General features: G+C 60.1%; 20 protein-coding genes. 15 read left to right on the top strand and 5 right to left on the bottom strand.

All coding sequences use genetic code 11. From position 1 onward, the window contains the following. The first annotated feature begins 158 nt into the window (after positions 1–158). Positions 159–689, top strand: a complete 531-nt coding sequence (ppa, locus tag HUJ17_RS03320; RefSeq protein ID WP_062815937.1) for an inorganic diphosphatase — start codon at positions 159–161, stop codon at positions 687–689. Between the two features lie 170 nt (positions 690–859). On the opposite strand, the gene HUJ17_RS03315 is transcribed toward ppa, so the two are convergent. Continuing rightward, positions 860–1,888, bottom strand: a complete 1,029-nt coding sequence (locus HUJ17_RS03315) for an AraC family transcriptional regulator (RefSeq protein ID WP_290509339.1) — start codon at positions 1,886–1,888, stop codon at positions 860–862. Between the two features lie 93 nt (positions 1,889–1,981). Here HUJ17_RS03315 and HUJ17_RS03310 point away from each other — a divergent pair, with 93 nt between their 5' ends. Further along, positions 1,982–2,845 carry a metal-dependent hydrolase gene (locus HUJ17_RS03310; protein WP_290509338.1) on the top strand — a complete coding sequence of 288 codons (864 nt, stop codon included), beginning with the start codon at positions 1,982–1,984 and terminating at the stop codon, positions 2,843–2,845. Positions 2,846–3,019: 174 nt separating this feature from the next. Here the strand turns inward: HUJ17_RS03310 and HUJ17_RS03305 are convergent, their stop codons facing one another. After that, a complete protein-coding gene (locus tag HUJ17_RS03305) occupies positions 3,020–4,027 on the bottom strand; it encodes a DUF2333 family protein (RefSeq protein WP_290509337.1) in 1,008 nt (335 codons plus the stop codon). 231 nt (positions 4,028–4,258) lie between these two features. Here HUJ17_RS03305 and dsbD point away from each other — a divergent pair, with 231 nt between their 5' ends. The 12 genes from dsbD (at position 4,259) to HUJ17_RS03245 (ending at position 19,723) form a co-directional block, all read left to right on the top strand. After that, a complete protein-coding gene (gene dsbD / locus HUJ17_RS03300) occupies positions 4,259–6,124 on the top strand; it encodes a protein-disulfide reductase DsbD (RefSeq protein ID WP_290509336.1) in 1,866 nt (621 codons plus the stop codon). Between the two features lie 414 nt (positions 6,125–6,538). Then, positions 6,539–6,979: a type II 3-dehydroquinate dehydratase gene (gene aroQ / locus HUJ17_RS03295; RefSeq protein WP_290509335.1), complete on the top strand. Its 441-nt coding sequence runs from the start codon at positions 6,539–6,541 to the stop codon at positions 6,977–6,979. Positions 6,980–6,982: 3 nt separating this feature from the next. Then, a complete protein-coding gene (gene accB, locus HUJ17_RS03290) occupies positions 6,983–7,441 on the top strand; it encodes an acetyl-CoA carboxylase biotin carboxyl carrier protein (RefSeq protein WP_063508530.1) in 459 nt (152 codons plus the stop codon). A gap of 12 nt (positions 7,442–7,453) precedes the next feature. Further along, positions 7,454–8,806 carry an acetyl-CoA carboxylase biotin carboxylase subunit gene (gene accC / locus HUJ17_RS03285; RefSeq protein WP_290509334.1) on the top strand — a complete coding sequence of 451 codons (1,353 nt, stop codon included), beginning with the start codon at positions 7,454–7,456 and terminating at the stop codon, positions 8,804–8,806. A gap of 157 nt (positions 8,807–8,963) precedes the next feature. Further along, positions 8,964–9,848 (top strand): 50S ribosomal protein L11 methyltransferase, encoded by an 885-nt coding sequence (prmA, locus tag HUJ17_RS03280; protein WP_290509333.1) that lies wholly within the window; start codon positions 8,964–8,966, stop codon positions 9,846–9,848. 126 nt (positions 9,849–9,974) lie between these two features. Then, on the top strand, positions 9,975–11,174 hold the full coding sequence (locus HUJ17_RS03275) for a zinc-ribbon and DUF3426 domain-containing protein (RefSeq protein ID WP_290509332.1): 1,200 nt from the start codon (positions 9,975–9,977) through the stop codon (positions 11,172–11,174). Between the two features lie 199 nt (positions 11,175–11,373). Beyond that, positions 11,374–12,414: a tRNA dihydrouridine synthase DusB gene (gene dusB, locus HUJ17_RS03270; protein WP_290509331.1), complete on the top strand. Its 1,041-nt coding sequence runs from the start codon at positions 11,374–11,376 to the stop codon at positions 12,412–12,414. A gap of 44 nt (positions 12,415–12,458) precedes the next feature. Then, a complete protein-coding gene (gene fis / locus HUJ17_RS03265; protein WP_035250194.1) occupies positions 12,459–12,740 on the top strand; it encodes a DNA-binding transcriptional regulator Fis in 282 nt (93 codons plus the stop codon). A gap of 91 nt (positions 12,741–12,831) precedes the next feature. Next, positions 12,832–14,400, top strand: a complete 1,569-nt coding sequence (gene purH / locus HUJ17_RS03260) for a bifunctional phosphoribosylaminoimidazolecarboxamide formyltransferase/IMP cyclohydrolase (protein WP_290509330.1) — start codon at positions 12,832–12,834, stop codon at positions 14,398–14,400. 132 nt (positions 14,401–14,532) lie between these two features. Next, complete coding sequence (gene purD, locus HUJ17_RS03255; protein WP_290509329.1) at positions 14,533–15,819, top strand: phosphoribosylamine--glycine ligase; 1,287 nt, start codon at positions 14,533–14,535, stop codon at positions 15,817–15,819. Positions 15,820–15,900: 81 nt separating this feature from the next. Then, positions 15,901–16,956, top strand: a complete 1,056-nt coding sequence (locus tag HUJ17_RS03250; RefSeq protein WP_290509328.1) for a cyclic nucleotide-binding domain-containing protein — start codon at positions 15,901–15,903, stop codon at positions 16,954–16,956. Continuing rightward, a complete protein-coding gene (locus tag HUJ17_RS03245; protein WP_290509327.1) occupies positions 16,928–19,723 on the top strand; it encodes a hybrid sensor histidine kinase/response regulator in 2,796 nt (931 codons plus the stop codon). Before HUJ17_RS03250 ends, HUJ17_RS03245 begins: the two co-directional genes overlap by 29 nt. Here HUJ17_RS03245 and HUJ17_RS03240 read toward each other — a convergent pair. Next, positions 19,662–20,693 carry an AraC family transcriptional regulator gene (locus HUJ17_RS03240; RefSeq protein ID WP_290509326.1) on the bottom strand — a complete coding sequence of 344 codons (1,032 nt, stop codon included), beginning with the start codon at positions 20,691–20,693 and terminating at the stop codon, positions 19,662–19,664. The two genes, HUJ17_RS03245 and HUJ17_RS03240, sit on opposite strands and share 62 nt — an antisense overlap. Then, the gene (locus HUJ17_RS03235; RefSeq protein ID WP_290509325.1) at positions 20,680–22,155 is read right to left on the bottom strand and encodes an AAA family ATPase; all 1,476 of its coding nucleotides are present in this window, start codon (positions 22,153–22,155) and stop codon (positions 20,680–20,682) included. Before HUJ17_RS03235 ends, HUJ17_RS03240 begins: the two co-directional genes overlap by 14 nt. Before the next feature lie 152 nt (positions 22,156–22,307). Between HUJ17_RS03235 and coq7 the strand changes: the two genes are divergently transcribed. Beyond that, positions 22,308–22,967 carry a 2-polyprenyl-3-methyl-6-methoxy-1,4-benzoquinone monooxygenase gene (gene coq7 / locus HUJ17_RS03230; protein ID WP_290509324.1) on the top strand — a complete coding sequence of 220 codons (660 nt, stop codon included), beginning with the start codon at positions 22,308–22,310 and terminating at the stop codon, positions 22,965–22,967. Positions 22,968–23,294: 327 nt separating this feature from the next. Here coq7 and speD read toward each other — a convergent pair. Further along, on the bottom strand, positions 23,295–23,884 hold a 590-nt coding region (gene speD / locus HUJ17_RS03225; protein WP_290509323.1), incomplete at its 5' end, for an adenosylmethionine decarboxylase.

Below are 23,884 nucleotides of genomic sequence, written 5' to 3'. Positions count from 1 at the left end.
CACACAACCACCCGGGAGCCCAGCAGGGGCTCCCTAACTCATTGACCATAAAGCCATTATCCTTACGCCTTCGGCTACGACATTCCGCCATTAGCCGGGACCGCCTTGCATTGCTATAATCCGCGCCCACCACCAACCCTGTTTGAGAAGGACAGACCATGGATTTTGCTAAGGTTCCCGCCGGTAAAGAGATTCCGGAAGACATTTACGTGGCCATCGAGATCCCGGCCAACGCTGACCCGATCAAGTACGAGATCGACAAGGACAGCAACGCCGTATTCGTCGACCGTTTCATGGCAACCCCCATGTTCTATCCGGCCAACTACGGCTACATCCCCAACACCCTGTCTGAAGACGGCGATCCGCTGGACGTACTGGTTGTGACCCCCTATCCGGTGGTTCCCGGCTCCGTGATCCGCTGCCGTCCGGTCGGCATCCTGAACATGACCGACGAAGCCGGTAAAGATGCCAAGCTGGTTGCCGTACCGCACACCAAGCTGACCAAGATCTACGACAACGTGAAAGACATCAACGATCTGCCCGAGCTGCTGCTGGCCCAGATCAAGCACTTCTTCGAGCATTACAAAGAGCTGGAAGCCGGCAAGTGGGTGAAGGTTGATGGCTGGGACGGCGCTGAAGCCGCCAAGGCCGAGATCCTGAAGTCCGTTGAAGCCTACGAGAAAGCGTAAGGCTAAAGGGCAGTTGCAAGTTCCAAGTTGAAAGTTGCAACGCGCCCTGCCGGTGAAACCATCGGCAAATAAAGAGGCCGCGCCCATGCCCTGAGCGCGGCCTCTTTTTTTTCAGTAACTATTAACGATATGGCGCGTTGCAACTTGAAACTTTCAACTTGCAATTGCTCCTATCTCTGCTCCCGATAGGCCCGTGGCGTTGCCCCACTCCAACGCTTGAACGCCTTGGAGAAGTTGGCCACATCGCTATACCCCAACGCATAGGCCACCTCGCTGATGCTGTTATCCGGCTTCGCCAGCAGACGCTGAGCCTGACGATAACGCTCCTCATCCTGAAGCTGGCGATAGCTGAGTCCGGACTGTTGCAGGTGGCGTTTGAGAGTCCGGGGCGACACCGACAGTTTTTCTGCCATGGCCTCCAGCGACGGCAGCGGCGCCGGGCGATCCTGCAGGGCACCGCGGATTCGCTCAGCCATGACCCCATCTTCCTCGGTACGCCACTGCCGGAACTCCAGCTCGCATTGTTCCCGGGCCAGAGCTGCCACTTGCGGGTCAGCCAGACGCGGCCTAGCCGCCAGAGCCGACTGGGGGAAGACCAGGGCATCCTCATCGTGATCAAACAGCACCGGCACCCCCACCTCTTTCTTCAGGGTCGACAGATAGGCCGGTGCGCCCCCCCGGCGGCGGATCTCCAGGCCCTTGGGTGGCGCATCCAGTAACTGCTCAATCATGAACACCAGCCCCACCAGCATGGCCTCAATGACAAAATCATGGGCCACCCCCAGGGATGCGGTGCTGCGCAGTTGCAGGTGGGCCAGCTCTCCCTGACGGGTCTGATCGATAACCAGAAACGGGGCTCGCAGCCCCAGAAACCGGCAGGCCGCATCCAGGGCATCCTGGGCGCTGGCACTGGACAGCGCCAGCAGCCCCACCGGACCGTGCAGGGTGATGCTCATGGCCCGGGCATAGCGGAATCCCAGCCCCTGCTCACCGACCATGGCCACCCCCCGCTCGGCCACGGTCTGGGCCAGGGACATGGATACCCGCCGGTCCGGGGCCAGCAACTCGTCGCGGCTCACTCCCAGCCCCGCCAGCAGGGATGGGGCATCCAGCTCCATACCTGCCAGCACGTCATAGAGCAATACCACATAAATACCTGGTATCCCGGCACTTCCCCAGGGACGGCCCGAACTCACCATTTGTTGGCCCTCCTCGACAAGACCTTGACTGCAAGACCTCGCATAGTAGATGCCATTGACTGATGTCAGCAATGACATCTTGAGGAGACACCAATGAAGCTACGACTGATCAAAAAACGGAAAACACCGGCTATCAGCATCACCCCTCGTCGCATGGGGTTCACCTTCGAGGGCCTGGAAGACCAGCCCTACTGGTTCGACAATGACCCGGTGCTCACCCACGTGTTGAACGTGATGTCGCTGACCTTCCCGGATGGCGAGCGTTTCTTCGTGGATTCCGTTCGCGCCCTGCGCGACCAGGCAAAAGGCCCGGACCGTCAGAAAGACATCTCCGGTTTTATCGGCCAGGAAGCCATGCACTCCCTGGAGCATCAGGCCTTCAACGATCTGATTGCCGACGGCCAATACGACGATATCGTCAATCATGCTCTGGCAGTAACCCGCAAACTGCTGGCCGGCGCCCGCAAGTACATGAGCCAGCAGCAGCAGCTGGCAGCCACGGCCGGTCTGGAGCACATCACCGCGATTCTCGCCGATGCCATTCTGCGTCGCCCGGACCTGGTGGAAAAAATGCATCCCTCGGTCCGCAACCTGTGGGTCTGGCATGCCATCGAGGAAACCGAACACAAGGCTGTGGCCTACGATCTTTACAAGGACGTGAGCGACAACTATCTGGAGCGGCAGCGCACCTTCCTGTCCGGCTCGGCCTACCTGGTGGGCTTCACCTCCTACTTCACCTGGCAGATGCTCAAGCGCGATGGCATCCACCGCCGGCCCCTGACCCTGGCCAAAGGCCTGTGGAAAGGCTTCGGCTACCGCGGCGTCATCAGCAGCGTCATCCCCGCCTGGTTCAGTTACCTGAAACCCGGTTTCCATCCCTGGGAAGACGACAACAGCGCCCTGATCGAAAAATGGCGCGCCAGCCTGCCGCAAGTGAAGGAAAAGAATGCGGCGTAAAATAATTGATAGTTGATAATGGATAATTGATAACGTCGCGGGCCAGTCTCGCTGTGATCCTGAACGAAAGAGGCCGCGTCCAATGGCTTGGGCGCGGCCTCTTTGCTTTCAGATTATTCCTGCGTTTGATCGCGCAGTTATCAATTATCCATTATCAACTATCAATTGCAGTTTTTAGCCTTCCTGCAACAGTTTCCGCAGATCCACCAGCGCCGCATTGGCACGGGACACATAGTTGGCCATGACCAGGGAATGGTTGGCCAGCATGCCGAAACCATCACCATTCAGGATCAACGGACTCCAGAGAGTTTCCTGGGTAGCCTCCAGTTCACGGACCATCTGGCGGAAGCTGACGGTAGCATTCTTTTTACGGAGCACTTCGGCGAAATCCACCTCGGCGGCACGCATCAGTTGCGTCAATGCCCAGGTCGCTCCGCGAGCTTCATAAAACGCATCATCAATCTTCAGCCAAGGCGTTTTCACAAAATCTTCCTCATTACCTGGCTTCGCAACAGACTCGGCACTGCCCACATCCATGTTCAGCTCACTGCGCCCGACACTCTGACTCAGTTTCAGGCTCAGGGAACCCAGCCGGCTCTGAACCTCGTTGAGCCAGTAATTGAGGTTATCGGCCCGGGAATAAAACTTGCCGTCACCCTCGTTGGCATCGGTGAGACGCTCGAGATAGCGCTCCAGCGCCTTGATACCCCGGCGGTATTCGCTCTCCGTAGCCGGCATGGCCCAGCTTTCTGCATCAAAGTTGAATTGGGGCTCGGCAATGGCCAGATCCCGGTCTTCCTGACTCTGGGACTGGGAACGGCTCATGTCACGACGCAGCACCCGGGTGAAATCCCGTACCTGCACCAGCACACCGTATTCCCAGGATGGCATGTTATCCATCCACAAGCGGTGCGGCAGGATGTCATTACTGAGATAGCCCCCCGGTTTGGACAGTAAAGTATCCGCAACGAATATCAGCTCACGGGCGATGGTTTCACCGGCAACCGCATTCTCACGGCTGGGCAAATCACGCAGATCCGGCTCCTGGCTCCAGTACCAGCTGAGCAGCACATCCACGAGCAACAGCAACCCGAGCAGCCAGAGCACCCCCTTCCAGATCCTGTTATTGCGAGGGTCGAGCACGGCATCGCCCATTTTTTCTGTGAATTTTTCGTTACTCATGATCACTCCCAAGATCCATCTGTGAATAACTATACAATAGGCCGGCGGTGAAAACTCAAATCCCCCTGAACAGAAATATGCACCGTCCGGGTCGACACCCTTTGCCTTCTGTCCGTCCACTGGGGAGAATAGCGGCCCCATGCCACTGCACTGCCGGCTTTTAGCGGGTGCAACCAATGAAACTTCCCGCCCTTTTGCGCATCGAAGCAGTGGCCACCACAGGAGACAGGCATGCGATCAGCTTGGCAACCGCTACTTTTCATTATTGCGCTTTTCCCAGTCTGGGCGGGAGCCAGCGATCTGTTCGGGGACGACCCACTACCCACCGTGGACGAAGCCATCCAGCTTGTCACGGATGCCGATTGGGACAACCAGCAACTGCTGCTGGATTTCGAGCTGATCGATGACGTTTATCTCTATCAGCACCGTTTCGGCTTCAGCCTGCGTGACCAGAACGGCAATGTTTTGGAGGATTTCGCCGACTATGCCCTGCCCCCCGGCAAGGACAAGACCGACGAGATTTTCGGGGATGTGGAGGTTTACTACGACCGACTTTCCCTGACCCTGCCGGTAACCAGCGTACCGTTGGTGGCGACCGAGCTGGAGGTGCGCTACCAGGGCTGTATCGAGGACACCCTGTGCTACCCGCCCACCAGAAAAGTCATCCCGCTGGCCAATCCGTCACCGGCAAAAAAGTCTCCGGCCGCGACCGCGGCCACCCCCACTGAGTCCGCCCGCACAGGCAATGATGACGGCAGCTTTTTCAGCACCCTGCAGTCCGAAGACGCCAATGCCTTTAACCGTTGGATGACCGACCGCTCTCTGGGCCTGGTCATCGGCCTTTTCTTCGTGGGTGGTCTGCTGCTTGCGTTCACCCCCTGCGTCTTCCCCATGGTGCCAATCCTGTCCGGGATCATTGCCGGCGAGAAGGAACCCAGTGCCAGCCGCGGCTTTGTGCTCAGCACCAGCTATGTGCTGGGCATGGCTGTGCCCTATACCCTGGCCGGGTTGCTGGTTGCGGTATTTGGCGCCGGCCTGAACCTACAGGTCCTGCTGCAACAGCCGGCGGCCATCATCACCTCCACGGTAATATTCGTGTTGCTGGCGCTGTCCATGTTCGGACTCTATGAGCTGCAGCTGCCCGCCTTCCTGCGTAACAAGCTGCACCAGCCCGGCGAGAGCAAGCGCGGCAGCCTGTTCGGTGCCGCTATCATGGGCACCATCTCTGCCCTGGTGGTCTCTCCCTGTGTGACGCCGATTCTGGCCGGAGCGCTGATCTATGTGGCCGCCAGCGGCGATGCTCTTACCGGTGCGGCCTCCCTGTTCGCCCTGTCCATGGGCATGGGGGTCCCGCTGATCATGTTTGGTACCGGCGGCGGCGGCCTGCTACCCCGGGCCGGCATGTGGATGGAAGAGATCAAACGCTTCTTCGGCGTGGTCATGCTGGGCGTGGCCATCTGGCTGCTGGACCGCATCATCAGTGGCACCATTACCCTGGGCCTCTACGGTCTGCTGCTGGCGGTCTATGGGGTGCAGCTTGGTGCTCTGGAGGCCGCCGGCGAAGGCATCGCCCGGCTCAAGCGCGGCATTGCCCTGGTGCTGGCTCTCTATGGCTCGGTAATGATCGTCGGTGCGCTCAGTGGTGGCGACGATCCACTAAAACCCCTGGCGCCGATGACGCAATCAGCACCGACCGCTGCCTCCGCCAACGCCCCCGCCGACCACGGCCCCTGGCAGACCATCCTGGGCCGCGACAATCTTAACGCCGCCCTGGCCGGTTCCCGCCAGGCGGGCAAGCCAGTGCTGGTGGATTTCTTCGCCGAGTGGTGTGTGGCCTGCAAGGTGTTGGAGGAAACCACCCTCAGCGACCCGCAGGTACTGGCCGCCATGGAAGACTTCGACCTATACCGGGTGGATATCACCGAGATCAACGCGGACAGCCAGGCGATCATGGAGCAGTACAACATCCTCGGCCTGCCGGCGCTGGTGTTCTTCACCCCAGAGGGCACCGAACTGCCGGAATCCCGGGTGCTGGGGGAAATGAAGCCGGAACGGTTTCTGGAGCACCTGGACAAGCGGGTCATGCCGGGGCTTTGATGCCCCTCCACGACTCCATGCCCTTGCCCTTGCCGTAGGAGCGTCGCTGGCGGCGCGATAGCTGGCCACGATCAAAAGCACTTTCACCACAGAGGGCACAGAGATCACTGAGAAAACCTGTTTTACCTCTGTGTGCTCTGTGCCCTCTGTGGTAGACGCCTTTTCCTTCGACGTTTGATGATCGCGCCGCCAGCGACGCTCCTACGGAAAGCGATGGAGCCCCACCCAAACAAAAACCGTGAAACAGTACCGATTGCACGGTATCTTCCGGCAACTTGTAACGAATGTTGTAAAGCCCTTTTTTCTGTCATGATTTCCCCCTAGTATTGCACAAGTGCCAGAAACGCCGGTATAACCGCCGCATTTCCTGCACGTTCACGGTAGATAACGACAAATTCCCCAGGGGGACCTGTTTTGGCTTCCATTCTGGTCTTACATGGCCCAAACCTGAACCTGCTCGGCACCCGCGAGCCGGACAAGTACGGCCATACCACCCTGGCCGATATCAATCAGCAATTGCAGACCCAGGCCGGCGATGCGGGCCATCACCTCCAACATCTGCAAAGCAACGCGGAATACGAGCTGGTTGAACGGATCCACGATGCCCGCACCGAGGGCATCGACTACATCATTATCAATCCGGCGGCATTCACCCATACCAGCGTGGCCCTGCGTGACGCCCTGCTGGCGGTGGACATCCCCTTTATCGAGGTGCACCTGTCCAACGTGCATGCCCGGGAAAGCTTCCGCCATCACTCCTATTTTTCCGATATTGCCCGGGGCGTTATCTGCGGGCTTGGCGCTACCGGCTACCAGCTGGCGCTGACCGCCGCCCTTGAACAACTGGATGGTTAATACATGGATATTCGCAAGATCAAGAAACTGATTGAGCTGCTGGAAGAGTCCGGCATTGAAGAGCTGGAGATCTGTGAAGGGGAAGAGTCTGTGCGCATCAGCCGCGGCTCCCGTCACCCTGCGGCGCCGGCCCACTATTATGCTGCTCCGCAGGCCCCTGCACCGGCGCCCGCTCCGGCACAGACTCCTGCCGCCGAAGCGCCGGCCCCGGCCGACAATACCCCCAGTGGCCATTTGGTTCGCTCACCCATGGTCGGAACCTTCTACCGTTCTCCGTCACCGGGTGCGTCTTCCTTTGTGGAGGTGGGCAAGAAAGTCCAGGCTGGCGATGTACTGTGCATCGTCGAAGCCATGAAGATGATGAACCAGATCGAAGCGGACAAGTCCGGCACCATTGATGCCATCCTTGTGGAAGACGGCGAACCGGTTGAGTTCGATCAGCCTCTGTTCTCCATCGTTTAACGGAGGCATCTCATGCTGGAAAAGGTTGTCATTGCCAACCGCGGCGAAATCGCCCTGCGTATCCTGCGCGCCTGCAAGGAGCTGGGCATTCGCACCGTGGCGGTTTATTCCAAGGCGGATCGGGATCTGATGCACGTACGACTGGCCGATGAAGCAGTCTGCATCGGCCCGGCCTCGTCCACCGAGTCCTACCTGAACATCCCGGCAATTATCAGTGCCGCGGAAGTGACCGACGCCGATGCCATTCACCCCGGCTACGGCTTCCTTGCGGAGAATGCGGATTTTGCCGAAAGCGTGGAACGCTCCGGCTTCACCTTTATCGGCCCCAAAGCGGAGACCATTCGCCTGATGGGCAACAAGGTGGCCGCAATTGAAGCCATGAAAAAGGCCGGAGTCCCCACCGTACCCGGCTCCGACGGCCCCCTGGGTGACGATGGCGATGCCTCCCTGGCCATGGCCGAGAAGATCGGCTACCCGGTGATCATCAAGGCCGCCGCCGGCGGCGGCGGCCGCGGCATGCGCGTGGTGGAAGAAGCCAAGCACCTGCTCAACGCCATCACGTTGACTCGTTCCGAAGCCAAGAACGCCTTCGGTGACGCCACCGTCTATATGGAAAAATTCCTGCAGAAGCCTCGCCACGTGGAAGTGCAGGTGCTGGCAGACGGTGCCGGCCATGCCATCCATCTGGGTGACCGGGACTGTTCCCTGCAACGTCGTCACCAGAAGGTGGTGGAAGAAGCCCCCGCGCCAGGCATCCCCCAGCACCTGAAAGACGAAGTGGCCGAGCGCTGCGTCAACGCCTGCAAGGAAATCAATTACCGGGGTGCCGGCACCTTCGAATTCCTCTACGAAAATGAAGGCTTCTACTTCATCGAGATGAACACCCGCGTGCAGGTGGAACACCCGGTCACCGAAATGATCACCGGTGTGGACATCGTCAAGGAACAGCTGCGTATCGCCAGCGACGAAGGCCTGCAATTGCAGCAGTCCGACGTGAAATTCCAGGGCCATGCCATCGAGGTTCGCGTTAACGCGGAAGACCCGGTGCGCTTCACCCCCTGCCCAGGCAAGATCACCTACTTCCACGCCCCCGGCGGCAACGGCGTGCGCGTGGACTCCCATATTTACAGCGGCTACACCGTACCCCCCTTCTACGATTCCCTGATCGGCAAGCTGATCACCTGGGGCGAAAACCGCGAGATCGCCTTCGCCCGCATGAAGAATGCGCTGGACGAAATCGTGGTGGAAGGCATCAAGACCAATGTGGAACTGCACCGCAACAAGATCTTCAAGGACAAGGCCTTCATTGTTGGCGGGGTGGATATTCACCACCTGGAGAAAAAACTGGGACAGGATACAAATTGATAATTGATAATGAATAATTGATAGTTACGCGCAAGAGTCTGTCTGCGATCCCAACCATGAGGCCGCGCCCACCGCTTGAGCGCGGCCTCATGCGTTGAAACACCGGCCCAACCCCGATCGCGAGTTATCAATTATCCATTCTCAATTCGGAGAATCCATGGCCTGGCTCCAGCTCCACCTTGCCACCACCGAAGCCCATGCGGATGCCTTTCAATCCGCACTGGAAGACATGGGCGCCTGCGCGGTTACGCTCACCGACGGCGCCGATCAGCCAGTCTTCGAGCCACCGCCCGGTGCTCGCCCCCTGTGGCAGAACACCGTGGTCAGCGCCCTGTTCGATGCGGACCGTGACCCGGCTTTGATCCTCGCCGCCCTGCAACAACAGGGGCTGGAGGCCCAGGCCCATCATCACGAGACGCTGGATGATCAGGTCTGGGAACGGGCCTGGATGGATGATTTTGCGCCCATGCGCTTTGGTGAACGGCTGTGGATCGTCCCCAGCTGGAGTGAGTCGCCGGACCCGGAGGCGGTTAACCTGAAGCTGGATCCGGGGCTGGCCTTCGGCACCGGTACCCACGAAACCACTGCTCTGTGCCTGGAATGGCTGGATCGGGCCGACCTGAAAAGCAAGGCTGTACTGGATTTCGGCTGCGGCTCAGGTGTGCTGGCCATCGCTGCCCTGCTGCTGGGCGCCGGCAACGCCACCGGCACCGACATCGACCCCCAGGCGCTCACCGCCAGCGAGGACAATGCCCGCAATAACGGCGTCGCCGACGGACTCAGCCTCTACCTGCCGGAGAATCTGCCCGCAGACTACCGCTGCGACGTACTGGTGGCCAACATCCTGGCCGGCCCGCTGATAGACCTGGCTGGCCAACTGGCCGGTTATTGTCGCCCCGGCGGCAGCCTCGCACTATCCGGCATTCTTGCCGAACAGGCGGAGTCGGTGCGGGCCGCCTACACCCCCTGGTTCGACCTGAATCCCACCACCCAACAGGGTGACTGGGTGCGAATCGACGGAGTACGACGTAAAACTGAGTGACAGGTCCTTGCGGGCTGTCCCGCTTTTTCTGTAAAACATACCTGACTCATCTGCACGCGTTATCTGGATTTAGGGGCTGCGTGCAGCGTGTTGCGTCTCATCACCAATAACAATCAGGCGAAAGCCATGGCCGCCCAATACAAAACCCGCTGCCCCCACTGTGCAGCCCAGTTCAAGATTACCGAAGAACACCTGAAGCAGGCCCGCGGCGCGGTTCGTTGTGGCTCCTGTCTGCAGATTTTTCAGGCCAGTGACTACCTGATTGATCCGCCCACCGCCAAACAGGAATCGTCCGGTGATCGCTGGGCCGGCGCCCTGGAAAGCGAGTCCGGCAACACCGTCGAAGACACGGAACAAACCTTTGACGATGGCGATGATAGCGCCTCCTCCAGCCCAAGCATCGAGGGCATGGAACTGAGCGACTCCTTCATCAATCTGGATGAAGATGCTGCTGATACCGGGCTCGGCGAAGACTTTTCCGATATGCAAGGGGCTGGCCGGGCCAGTCACAATGAAAATGCCGACGAGGCATGGGCAGAAGCCCTGCTCAAGGAGCTGGAAGACGACGAAGACCAGCCACCGAAGCAGCAAGCCCGCCAACCCGCCAGCTTTGGCCCGCGGGAAAGCCAGGCAGACAAACCCAAACCGACATCCCCCACCCCTCAGACCGGGAAGAGCCCCGCACCCAAGCCGCCCCAGGATGACGATGATGACCTGTTCGGCGGACTGGACCTGTTCGGTGACGATCTGACCGAGGAGCCGGTACCGCTGTCTCGCCCAGTACGCGAACGGGACGCCCCGTTCCGCCCACAACGCGACTGGTCCGGCCTGCTTAAATGGAGTGCCCTGTCCATGCTTGCCCTGGTCATACTGGTGGGGCAATACGCTTACTTCAACTTCGACGATCTTGCCCGCAACCCGCAATGGCGGCCGCTCTATCAGCAGGCCTGCGGGGTGCTTGGCTGTCGGTTGCCCAACCGCACCGACATCAGCAAACTGCGTGGCGCCAATCTGGTGGTGCGCAGCCACCCGGATTACGCCAACGCCCTGATCGTGGATGCCATCCTGTTCAATGAAGCTCGCTACCCCCAGCCATTCCCGGAACTGGAGCTGAGCTTCAGCGCCCTCAACGGCGACCCGGTGGCCAGCCGCCGTTTCAGCCCGGCAGAATACCTGCGTGGCGATCTGACCAATATGGAGGCCATGCCGGTGAATACTCCCTTGCATGTCTCTCTGGAGATCGTCGACCCTGGCGAACAGGCGGTGAACTACAACCTGCGACTGCTCCCCGCAATTGACTCCCGGGAACGGGTGAGTCAGCGGTAAGACGCCTGACGCTGATCGATGTCGGCGTACCCTCCAAACATTGTGGGAAACGATGCAAGCATCGCTTCCCACAAGTATGCCTCTACTTTTCGTCCCGCACCGGGCGTCCGAAATCGCGCATTTTTTACCCTGCACCCTTTCATCCCCACGCCCCGCTCACTATCATTAGCGCCCCTTTGACACATGCCACACCGACCCTATGCAGATCGGCTCATATACCTTGCCCAATTCGCTGATTCTGGCCCCCATGGCCGGCGTCACGGATCGCCCTTTCCGGCGCTTGTGCCGGGATCTGGGTGCCGGTCTGCTGGTATCGGAGATGGTGACCTCGGACACCCGTCTGTGGAACTCTCGAAAGTCACGCCAACGGCTTGACCACAGTGGCGAGCCCGGCCCGATATCGGTGCAGATTGCTGGCGGCGAGCCGGCCATGCTGGCCGAAGCGGCCCGCGCCAATGTGGATCACGGCGCCCAGATCATTGATATCAATATGGGTTGCCCGGCAAAGAAAGTGTGCAAACGCGCCGCAGGCTCCGCCCTGCTGGCTGACCCGGACCTGGTGGCTCGCATCCTGGATGCAGTAGTTGCTGCCGTGGACGTGCCGGTGACCCTGAAAATCCGTACCGGTCCTGATCGCGACCACCGCAACGCCGTGGAGATCGCACGGATCGCCGAAGCGGCTGGCATCCAGGCGCTGGCCATCCATGGCCGCACCCGTGCGGACAAGTTCAACGGCGACGCGGAGTACGACTCCATTGCCCGGGTGGTGGCCGCAGTGAATATTCCGGTTATGGCTAACGGTGACGTGGATAGCCCGGAAAAAGCTAAACGGGTACTGGAATCCACCGGCGCGGGTGGTATCATGATCGGCCGCGCTGCACAGGGGAACCCGTGGATCTTCCGGGATACCCTGCATTACCTCGAGCACGGCTCGCTAGCCGCAGCGCCGTTAGTAACGGAAGTCCACGATTGCGTGCAACAGCATCTCGCCGAACTCCACCAGTTCTATGGAGAGTTCATGGGGGTGCGTATCGCGCGCAAGCATCTGGGCTGGTACACGCAAAACCTGCCCGGTGGGGAAGACTTCCGGCGCGGATTTAACACACTGGAAAATGCCACCGATCAACGGTTGGCAATCGAGCAGTTTTTCCAACAGATAAACGCCACTACCGACCGGGTACGCTTCGGTCGTTATGGCGAGGTGTCTGCCCGGAAGAAAAACGGAGCCTTGGCCGCATGACCCTTTCTTCAGTTAACACAGCCGCTGCACGGACACTTACTGAAATGAACACCGCTGAAGCACGAAAGCCGCATCTGACCATTGCGCGAAGTGAGACTCACGACACCCTGCGCAATTGTGTGCGACGTTCGTTAAACGATTATTTCAACCAGCTGGACGGCGAGGCCGTAAGCGAACTCTACCCGATGGTACTGGCGGAAATGGAAATTCCGCTGCTTGAGAAAGTACTCGAGTATACCCGCGGCAACCAGACCAAGGCCGCCGAGCTGCTGGGCCTGAACCGCGGCACCCTGCGCAAGAAGCTCAAGCAGTACGGTCTTCTGTAAGCACGACCATGATCATCAAGGGCAGTCCTTACTGCCCTTTTTTTGTTTTTAAATGAACCACTTATTCCAGAACGCAACTTGGTGAAACCCCATGAGCAACGCGGTTGAACGTGCACTGATCAGTGTTTCCGACAAGACAGGTATCGTCGAATTTGCAAAGGCCCTGGCCGAGCAAGGCGTGGAGATCCTCTCCACCGGCGGCACCTACAAGAAGCTGCAGGACGAGGGCATCGCCGTGCGCGAAGTCTCCGACTACACCGGTTTCCCGGAAATGATGGCCGGCCGGGTGAAGACCCTGCACCCGAAAGTGCACGGCGGCATTCTTGGCCGTCGCGGCCAGGATGAACAGGTAATGGCCGACAATGGCATTAGCCGCATTGATCTGGTAGTGGTCAACCTCTACCCGTTCGAGGCCACCGTGGCCAACCCGGATTGCTCCCTGGAAGACGCCATCGAGAACATCGATATTGGCGGCCCCACCATGGTGCGCTCTGCCGCCAAGAACAACGCCAGCGTGGGCATCGTCACCGCCGCTGCGGACTACCAGCGCGTTCTGGACGACATGGCCGCCAACAACGGCGCCCTGTCCGATACCCTGCGTTTCGATCTGGCCATCAAGGCATTTGAACACACCGCCGCCTACGACAGCGCCATTGCCAACTACTTCGGCAAGAAGGTGGGCGAGAACAATGATGATTTCCCGCGCACCATCAACCTGAATTTCGAAAAGACCCAGAACATGCGCTACGGCGAGAACCCGCACCAGAAAGCGGCATTCTACACCGAGCGCAACCCGGCACCGGCGTCCATCGCCACCGCCAAACAGCTGCAGGGCAAGGAACTGAGCTACAACAACATCGCCGACACCGACGCGGCGCTGGAGTGTGTAAAGTCCTTCACCAAGCCTGCCTGTGTGATCGTCAAACACGCCAACCCCTGTGGCGTGGCCGTGAGCCTGGATGGCATCGGCAAGGCCTATGACCTGGCCTTCGAAACCGATACCGAATCCGCTTTCGGCGGCATCATCGCCTTCAACCGCGAGCTGGATGCCGCCACCGCCCAGGCCATTGTCGATCGTCAGTTCGTGGAAGTGATTATCGCCCCGTCTGCCACCGATGAGGCACTGGCCATTACCGCTGCCAAGAAAAACGTACGGGTACTGGTGTGTGGCGAGATCGACGGCCCGGCGACAGAAGGCCTGGACTACAAGCGCGTCAACGGTGGCCTGCTGGTGCAGGACCGTGACATCGGCATGATCACCGAAGGCGAGTTGAAAGTGGTCACCAAGCGCGCCCCCACCGAAGCCGAGATGCACGACCTGATCTTCGCCTGGAAAGTGGCCAAGTTCGTCAAATCCAACGCCATTGTCTACGCCAAGAACCGCCAGACCGTGGGCGTGGGCGCCGGCCAGATGAGCCGCGTCAACTCCGCCCGCATTGCCGCCATCAAGGCCGAGCATGCCGGACTGCAGGTGGAAGGGTCGGTGATGGCCTCCGACGCCTTCTTCCCGTTCCGCGACGGTATCGACAATGCCGCCAAGGTAGGCATCAGCTGCGTGATCCAGCCGGGCGGCTCGATCCGCGACGAAGAAGTCATTGCCGCCGCCGACGAAGCCGGCATGGCCATGGTCTTCACCGGCATGCGTCATTTCCGTCACTGATCAGTTGCAAGTTTCAAGATACAAGTTGCAAGGGCACCCCAGCCCCTTGCAACTTGAAACTTGCAACTTGCTGCCCCCGAATGGTGAAAATTGCGATCACCTGGGTCCCAGCAATACAAGATTGAGGTAGAGATGAAGGTTTTGGTGATTGGCGGCGGTGGCCGCGAGCATGCGCTGGCATGGAAAGTGGCTCAGGCCGAGTCGGTAGAAAAGGTATTCGTGGCCCCGGGTAACGCCGGCACCGCCCGCGAAGCCAAGCTGGAGAACGTGGCCATCGATGTGCTGGACCAGCCTGCCCTGCTGGCCTTCGCCAAGGACAACGGCATCGACCTGACCATCGTCGGGCCGGAAGCGCCGCTGGTGGAAGGCCTGGTGGATACCTTCCAGGACAACAACCTGAAGTGTTTTGGCCCCAGCAAGCTCGCCGCCCAGTTGGAGGGCTCAAAAGCCTTTACCAAGGATTTCCTGGCTCGCCATAACATCCCCACCGCCGCCTACGGCAACTTCACCGACATGGACGAGGCCCTGGCCTATGTCCGTGAACAGGGTGCCCCCATCGTCATCAAGGCCGATGGCCTGGCCGCCGGTAAAGGCGTGATTGTGGCCATGACTCTGGAAGAAGCCGAAGACGCCGTACGCGACATGCTGGACGGCAACAAGTTCGGCGACGCCGGCCACCGCGTGGTGGTGGAGGAATTTCTGGAAGGCGAGGAAGCCAGCTTTATCGTCATGGTCGACGGCAAGAACGTATTGCCCATGGCCACCAGCCAGGACCACAAGCGCGTCGGCGACGGCGATACCGGCCCCAACACCGGCGGCATGGGTGCCTACTCCCCGGCGCCGGTGGTCACCGATGCGGTCTACCAGCGCATCATGGACGAGGTGATCACCCCCACCGTGGAAGGGATGGCCGCCGAGGGCATGCCCTACACCGGCTTTCTTTACGCCGGGTTGATGATCAACCCGGAAGGCGCCCCCAAGGTCATCGAATACAACTGCCGCTTCGGCGACCCGGAAACCCAGCCGATCATGATGCGCCTGCAATCCGACCTGGCTGCACTGTGCCTGGCTGCCCTGGACGGCAAGCTGGACCAGACCGACATCCAGTGGGACCCGCGCCCCACTCTCGGCGTGGTCATGGCCGCCGGCGGTTACCCGGACAGCTACGACAAGGGCGACGTGATCGACGGCCTGGACCAGGCGGATTCCGACACCGTCAAAGTCTTCCATGCTGGCACTGCCGAGAAAGACGGCCAGGTGGTCACCAGCGGCGGCCGGGTACTCTGCGTGACCGGTGTCGGCGACACCGTCGGTAAAGCCCAGGCCAACGCCTACGCCGGTGTGAAACGGATCACATGGCGCGGTGCCTATCACCGCACCGACATCGGTTATCGTGCAGTGGCCCGCGAAAAGTCATAAAGTAGTAGCATAAGAAGTAAGGGTGAGTCCGCCAGGGCTCCCCCACAACGCTGCACTGATGTATACCGCTGGGGGTCACCAATGAGCGATGTCGTCGCCGACATGTCTCGTCTCGAGAACTTTATTCCCTTTGATTGTCTGGGCGAGTCCCACCTGAAGGAAATCCAGGGCCAGATCGAAGTGATCAAGATGGGTCCCGGACGGCTTTTGTTCAAACGCGGCCAGACCAGCGACAAGGCCTATTTTCTGGTGGAAGGCTCGGTGGACCTCACCGACGCCAGCTTTCAGGTGCGCCATTTCACTGCTGATGACGACGAAAACTACCTGGCGCTGGATAATTACCCGGAACACACCATCAACGCCATTACCGCGGAAACCACCACTCTCTACGCCATCGACCGCAATAAACTGGATCTGCTGATGACCTGGACCCAGGCCGCTGAATCCATGCTCGACGAAGACGATGACGAAAGCGAAAGGGATTGGATGGATGCACTGCTGTCCTCTGAGCTGTTTTCCGCAGTACCACCGGCCATGATTCATACCCTGTTCGTTAAATTCGAGGAACGGGAAGTGCAGCTCGGCGAAACCGTGGTCACCGAAGGCGAGGATGGCGACACCTTCTTCGTGATCAAGCAGGGCAAGGCCATGGTCACCCGCGCCAAGGGGGCCAAACAGGAAACCCTGGCAGCCCTGTCCGCCGGTCGTTTCTTCGGTGAAGACGCCCTGATCAGCGACAGCCCCCGCAACGCCACCATTACCATGACCAGTGACGGCGTACTGATGTGTCTGGGCAAGAAGGATTTCCAGTCCATCCTGCAGGACTCGGTGATCCGCCATCTCAGCGAGGACGAGCTGGATACCATGGTGCTGGAGGCGGAAACCGCCTGTATTCTGGTGGATGTACGTCTGCCCATGGAGTTCCGCCACGATCGTACCCCCGGTGCCCGCAACCTGCCACTCAACGAACTGCGCCGCGAAGTCCACAACCTGGAAAAGGATTTTTTCTATGTGGTGTGCGGTGATGGTCGACGCAGCGAGCTGGGAGCCTATATCCTCTCGGAAGCGGGCCTCAACGCCTATGTGCTGGACCGGGGAAAAGCGACGGATGCAAAAAAACCAACGGAAGTGGCCTGATTCTTTTCTACTCAAAGGCACGCTGATACTGCTGCTGGTTCTGGCCGGCAGCCTCTGCCATGCCAATCCGGAACCGCCGCCACCCTTTGTGATCCACAGCCTGCCAGACCAGGCCCGGATCACTATCTACTCCGAATACCTGCGCGACCCCTCCGGGGAACTGGATATCAATGCGGTCAGCCAGCCTCCGGTCATGGCCAACTTTCAGCCGGCCACACGCTATATCGAACGCCTGGGCATCCTCAACGGACACTGGTGGGTGCGCGTTGCCATCAAGAATGAGCTGGGTAACAAAAACACCTTTGCCCTGCATCTGCGCGGCAATCCGGCGGCGAATCTCTATCTGCCTGATGAGGATCAGGGGTACCGGCAGGTACAACCCGAGCAGCGTATTCCCGGGCGTGGCAGCAGCTTCCAGGTGCATCTGCCCACAGGCGAAACCCACCTCCTCTACCTGCAATTACCTCCCCGGGCCTATCTGACTTACGGACTGACCCTGGCCACCGTCAACGATCTGCTCCAGACCCAGCAACAGCAAAATGCCATCTACATGCTGCTGGCCGGCGCCCTGTTGATCCTGGCACTTTATAACGTGATTGTTGGCGCTCTTCGTGGCGGCGCCACCTACTACTACCACTGCGGTTTCATTCTCAGCATCCTGCTGATCGGACTGACCCTGGCGGACTTGCTGCCCTGGTCTCTCAGTGACAATAACCTCCTGCACCCACGACTGCTTTTTGCCGGCATGATGCTGGCTATGTGGTCTGCCACCGGCTTGTCGCGAAGCTTTTTCAACCTGTCAGATAACACAGGCTGGCTGCATCACTGCACTCGTCTTCTGCAGATGCTGGCCCTGGCCAACCTGCCCTTTACCCTTATTCTTCCGCTGGCTGCTGCCGGCTACATCAGTTTTGCCCTGGTAACCGTAGCCACCCTGTTTTTGCTCACCATGGGTTACACGGCCTGGCACCGGGAAATCACCGGTGGCGGACTGTTTTTCATCACCTCCCTGCTGATCAGCTTCCCGGCATTACTGGTTTGCCTGGCCTGCCTCGGCGTGGTGCAGACCAGTGCGGAACTCCCCCAATGGCTACTGGGCGCTACGGTGCTTGAAGCGCTGACACTGGGTATCGGTTTGCGGTTGCAACACAGCCAACAGGCCCGCCTGCAGATCGAGAGAAAACGTTCAGAAGCGGTTGCCGACACCGTGGACAGTACCCGCCGGGAAACCCTGTCACGGATTGGCCATGACATTCGCACACCTCTGAGCGGCATCCTTGGCATGGCGGAAATTCTTGGCGACACCCCGCTTACCCCCAACCAGCGTGAATGCGTGGGCGCCATCCAGAATGCCGGCGACAACCTGCTGCGCATCATCAACGACGTGCTGGAACATTCACAATTATCCACCCAGGGCGCGGACATCAATCACAGCGCTCTGGACGTCAATGACCTGATCATGGAGGCCATTGATCTGTTCAAAGAAAAGGCTGAGGAAAAACAGATCGAACTGATCACCCATGTACATACCAACGTGCCAACACGGGTGATCGGCGACGCCGGTCGGCTGCGCCAGATCCTCACCAACCTGATGGGGGCTCTGATACGCCATGGCAGTCACGGGGAACTGGTGGTCGATGTGTCCATGGAACCCACCGGCCAGGCAGACCGGGTACGCTTCGGCTTCTCCGGCAGCGCCATCAGCGATGACATCCTGAAACGCCTGCGCAGCACCAGCAATCAGCCGGAAAGCAGCCATCTAAGCCTCGCCATTGCCGAACAGCTGGTGGAAGCCCTGCAGGGCCGCATGGGCACCCTGCAGGATCAGCGCGGCGCCCATTACTGGTTTGTGGTTCCGCTGCCAGCGGAAACCAGCGATGCGCCGCCACCAGTAATGGTGGATACCACCGCCCTGGAGGGGCGCAGCCTGCTGGTGGTGGACGATTCAAGCACCGTGACCCGGGTACTGCGCCACCATGCCCTGTCATGGGGGATGCGCGTCACCGCCTGCCATGATCCCCGAGAGGCACTGGCCTCCCTGCGCACCCAGGCCAACATCAACGAACCCTTCGACGTCGTGGTACTGGACCACAACATGCCCGGCATGGACGGTATGCAACTGGCCGCCCGCATCCACGAGGACCCGGTGATCATGCACCCCACCGTGCTGGTGATGCTCACCGGTGTCAGCCTGGCGCCTACCGCCACCCAGGCCCGCAACGTGGGCATCCACCGGGTACTGTCCAAACCGGTTTCTGCCCCCCGCCTGCGCCAGGTATTGGCCGAAGAACTGGGGCTGGGGCACCGGCCGATTCCCCGCAAGACCGAACACAAGCCCGACCCTCAACTGAACATCCTGGTGGCGGAAGATCACTATCTGAGCCAGAAAGTGATTCGCGGCATGCTCGGCAAGCTGGGGCTGAAAGCAGACATTGCCTCCAATGGCCAGGAAGCGCTGACCCTGGCCGAGAAGCATCGCTATGATCTGATACTGATGGATTGTGAAATGCCGGAGATGGATGGCTTCGAAGCGACCCGACGGATTCGTCAGTACGAGCAGAAACAGGGGCTGCCAGCGGTACCCATTGTCGCCCTCACCGCCCATATCCTCCGCGAGCACAAGGAACGCAGCCTGGCAGCGGGCATGAATGCTCATCTGCCCAAGCCAGTGGAGCTCAATGTGCTACGCGATACCCTGGTGCGCTTTACCCGTCCCGACGCCACTGATTCGGACTTGTCCCTCGCCAGCGACGAAATGCCCGACTGAACGAGCTGGACTCGGCAAAACCCAGCAGCAGGGCAATCTCGGTGAGCGACAGGGCCCGATCCTGCAGATACAGTTCCGCCAGGCTCTGACGCAAGCTGTCCAGGATTTCTGCAAATCGTAATGAGCGGCGAGCCAACCGGGCACTGAGCGTTCGACTCGGCATACCCAGGCTCTCGGCCACGGATTCCAATGAGGGCTCACCATCCGCCAGTTGCTGGTAGATGCGGGCGCGCACGGCACTCACCAGATTGGTATCCGCGTCAAAATCCGCCAGCAGATCACGGGCCTCCCGCTCCATCATCACCGACAGCCCCGGGTCCGCCGACTCCAGTGGCAAGCACAGATACTCCGCCGGCAATTCCACCCCGTCAAAATCCGCGTCGAACACCACCGGTGCATCAAAAAACGCCTGATAGCGCTGTTCATCATCCGGTGCCGGGTGGCGGAAACAGACCCGCGCCGGGCTCAACGATCGTGCGATCAGTGGCCGCATGAAAGCCACCCAGCCAGTCACCGCCGCCTCGGTAAGATAACGGGCGGGCTCACCAGCCAGCGGGCATTGCCAGCTCAACCGCACCGTGTCGCCGTGACGAGAGAGACGGCTTTCACCCAGCTTGCCGGACAGGCTTTCAAAGCGGATCAGGCGGTCGATGGCCTGGCCCAGATCGCGGCTGGCCAGGATCACATAGCCCAGCACCTGATAAGAACGAGGCTTGACCCGCTTGCCGATCTCGAACCCCAGGCCGGGGTCACCACTGGCCTGAAGAATCACCAGAAACAGCCGCAGCACATCCACCAGCGGCAACAACTGACCCGGCTCCGCAAACGGCGCCTCGCTGAGCCCGGCCTGCTGCAACACCGCCTCCCGGGACAGACCGTAATGCGCCAGCAAAGGGGGCAACACCGCATCGACATAGGCGGCCGTCAGGCTCTGGTCGGAGCCGGCCAGGCCAGGATCAAGTACCGGCATGGACCGCCCTGCCCTGGCACCACTGACGCAGCCGCGCCAGGGATTCCGCCATGGTCACCGATAACGGTACGGTGGCCGCCAGCTCTGCTTCCAGCAATGTCTGATCGAGCACGCCATCGGCGGCACCGGCACTGTAGAGACCAGCCACCACGGCCTGCTCGATCTCCGCCCCGGTAAAACCATCACTATGCGCGGACAACGTGGGCAGGTCGAAATGATCGGCAGCCAACCCGCGTTTTTCCAGGTGGATGCGGAAGATCACCTCGCGGACAGCCGGCGACGGCAGATCCACAAAGAAGATTTCGTCAAGGCGCCCCTTGCGGATCAGTTCCGGCGGCAACCGTTCAATATCGTTGGCCGTGGCCACCAGAAACACCTGACTCTGGTTTTCTGCCATCCAGGTGAGCAGGGTCCCCAGCACCCGCCGGGAGGTGCCGCCATCGTTATCGCCCACGGCGATGCCCTTTTCGATCTCATCGATCCACAGCACACAGGGCGACATGGTCTCCGCCAACTCCAGCGCCTCGCGCACGTTGCGCTCGGATTCACCGAAGAACTTGTTGTAGATGGCGCCCATATCCATGCGCAGCAACGGCAACCCCCACAGCCCGGCCACCGCCTTGGCGGCCAGGCTCTTGCCGCCGCCCTGCACCCCGACCATCATGATGCCGCGGGGACTGTCGATGTCGCTTTGTCCGTGAAAGGCTTTCTCGCGTTTGCCCAACCAGTCTTTCAGCCCCTGCAGACCGCCCACGTCGGCAAAGCTTTCCGTGTCGTACTCGTAGCTGAGGACGCCATCCATTTCCATCAAGGCAAACTTGGCCTTGTTGATTTCCGGCAGATCCGCCTCGGTAATGGCGCCATCGTGGATAATGGCGCCCCGGGCCAGTTTGCGGGCATCCTCCACGCTAAGGCCGCGCAGGTTGCGCACCAGCCGATCGAGCGACTCCCGGTCCGCTCGCACCCGCTCCCCTTTCTCCTGTTTGAAGCGACGGGCCTCATCCTGAACGATGTGTTCCAGCTGCTTCTCGTCGGGCATGGACAGGGAAAAACGGGTGCAATAGCGGCGGATTTCCGGGGGGATGGCAAACTGATGACTGATCAACACCAGGGTGTGATGCAGACGCTCGTGGTGCAGCGCGATTTCTTTCAGCAGCCGGATGTTACGCGGCTCGTCCTTCAGAAACGGATGCATATCACACAGGGCATAGATACCCGGCTCATTGGTGCCACGAATCTGCCCCAATACCGCATCCGGCTCCACCGTGTGCTTCTGACTGGGAACGTCTTCGAACTCAAGGCGCCGCAGGCCATCAACCGCGTTCCATGCAAACACCGGTCGGCCCTCACGCATCCCGAGGCGGCGTATAAGATCCAGGGCCCGCAGCTCCTCCCAGGTCTCAATGACCACGATGGGATAGCGGGATTCCAACAGCATTTTCAGGTCGTTCAGGTCGCTCATTTGTTATCATTCTTCACAGGTCACTGTCGGCGCTATGCTAGCATGAAGCCTGACACTGTTATGTAGCGCCGCGGAAGGCTGCCTGCTCACCAGAAGCATTTTGTTTTCCTGCACCCCGTGTGCGCCGTGGTAAACCGTTTTGGAAGATCCCCATGAGCGAACGTCGACTGTCACCGCTGGATAAACTGCTGGCCCGGGCCGATAACGCCCTGCGCACCTTGACGCCGGGTACCATCCAGGCGGAACGGAAACCCGCCCATGCTTCCCCGGCGCCGGATTCTCCCGGGGCCGGCACCCTGCCCTCGGACAAACGCCGACATGTACTGGGGCTGATGCGCATCAACCATACCGGCGAGGTGTGTGCCCAGGCCCTGTATCAGGGTCAGGCCAGCACCGCCAGCCTGCCCCATGTGCGCCACGCCATGGAGGAAGCCGCCCGCGAGGAAGAAGATCACCTGGCCTGGTGCGAGGAGCGGATTCAGGAGCTGGGTGGTGTCCCCAGCAGGCTCAACCCGCTGTTCTATGCCATGAGCTATGCAGTGGGCGCCACTGCCGGCCTGGTCGGCGACCGCTGGAGCCTGGGTTTTGTCTCGGAAACGGAAAACCAGGTGGTCAAACATCTGGAAGCCCACCTGTTCCAGGTCCCGCAAAGCGACCTGCGCACCCGAGCCATCCTGGAACAAATGAAAGCCGACGAACTCAAACACGCCGTCACCGCCAAAGACGCCGGCGGCGCAGACCTGCCCCCGCCAGTGCGCCACGCCATGACACTGATGAGCAAGGTGATGACATTCACAACCTACCGAATCTGACCAGCGCACCAAAAGAACACCTGTAGGAGCGCCTCTCGAGGCGCGAACCGAGCGACAGCGAGGCAGGGTTTTCAAGGCTCGACAGGATTTCTACAGGAATCAGTGGTTGCGCTGAAATGCCTGATCTCCCTGCGGGCGATTCCGTGCTTCGCACGGTTCGCGCCTCGAGGGGCGTTATTCGCTATGCTCACCCCTTCGGGGCCGCCCTGCGGGCGTTACTCCGCTACGCTCCGTTCCTACAGCGGCTTCGTAGCCAACAACAAAAAAGCCGCACCCAAGAGGGTGCGGCTTTTTTGTTTTGCTTGGAGCTTGTAGCTGGAAGCTTCCTTACCCCATATTCCGGCTGTAAAAAATCTCCAGCATCTCGGTGCGCAGCCGCTCCTCGATCTGCTCCAGCTCTTCCTTCTCGAATTCGTCGCTGCCAGCGCCGAACAGATAGTTATCAATGTCGAAGTCCTTGAGCAGCATCTTGGTGTGGAAGATGTTCTCCTGGTACACATTCACGTCAATCATCTGATAGGCGTTCTGGGTGTCTTCGGTGAGGAAGTTCTGGATCGAATTGATGTCGTGATCAATGTAATGCTTGGTGCCGTCCAGATCCCGGGTCATGCCGCGCACCCGATAGTCGATGGTGACGATATCGGAATCGAAGCTGTGAATCAGGTAGTTCAGTGCACGCAGCGGTGAAATCACCCCGCAGGTGGATACATCCACATCCACCCGGAAGGTGGAGATGCCGTTATCCGGGTGGGATTCCGGGTAGGTGTGCACCGTCACGTGACTCTTGTCCAGATGCGCCACCACGGAATCCGGCAGCGGGCCGGGCGCTTCCTCGTCCCAGTCGGTGCCATCCGGCGGCGTCTCGTGCTCGGCGATCAGCATGGTCACGCTGGCGCCCTGGGGATCGTAATCCTGGC

This window comes from Alcanivorax sp. (assembly GCF_014762765.1).
Classification (GTDB): Bacteria; Pseudomonadota; Gammaproteobacteria; order Pseudomonadales; family Alcanivoracaceae; genus Alcanivorax.
The sequence above is the reverse complement of the archived record's forward strand: the minus strand, read 5'-3'. Positions and strand labels throughout refer to the sequence as shown.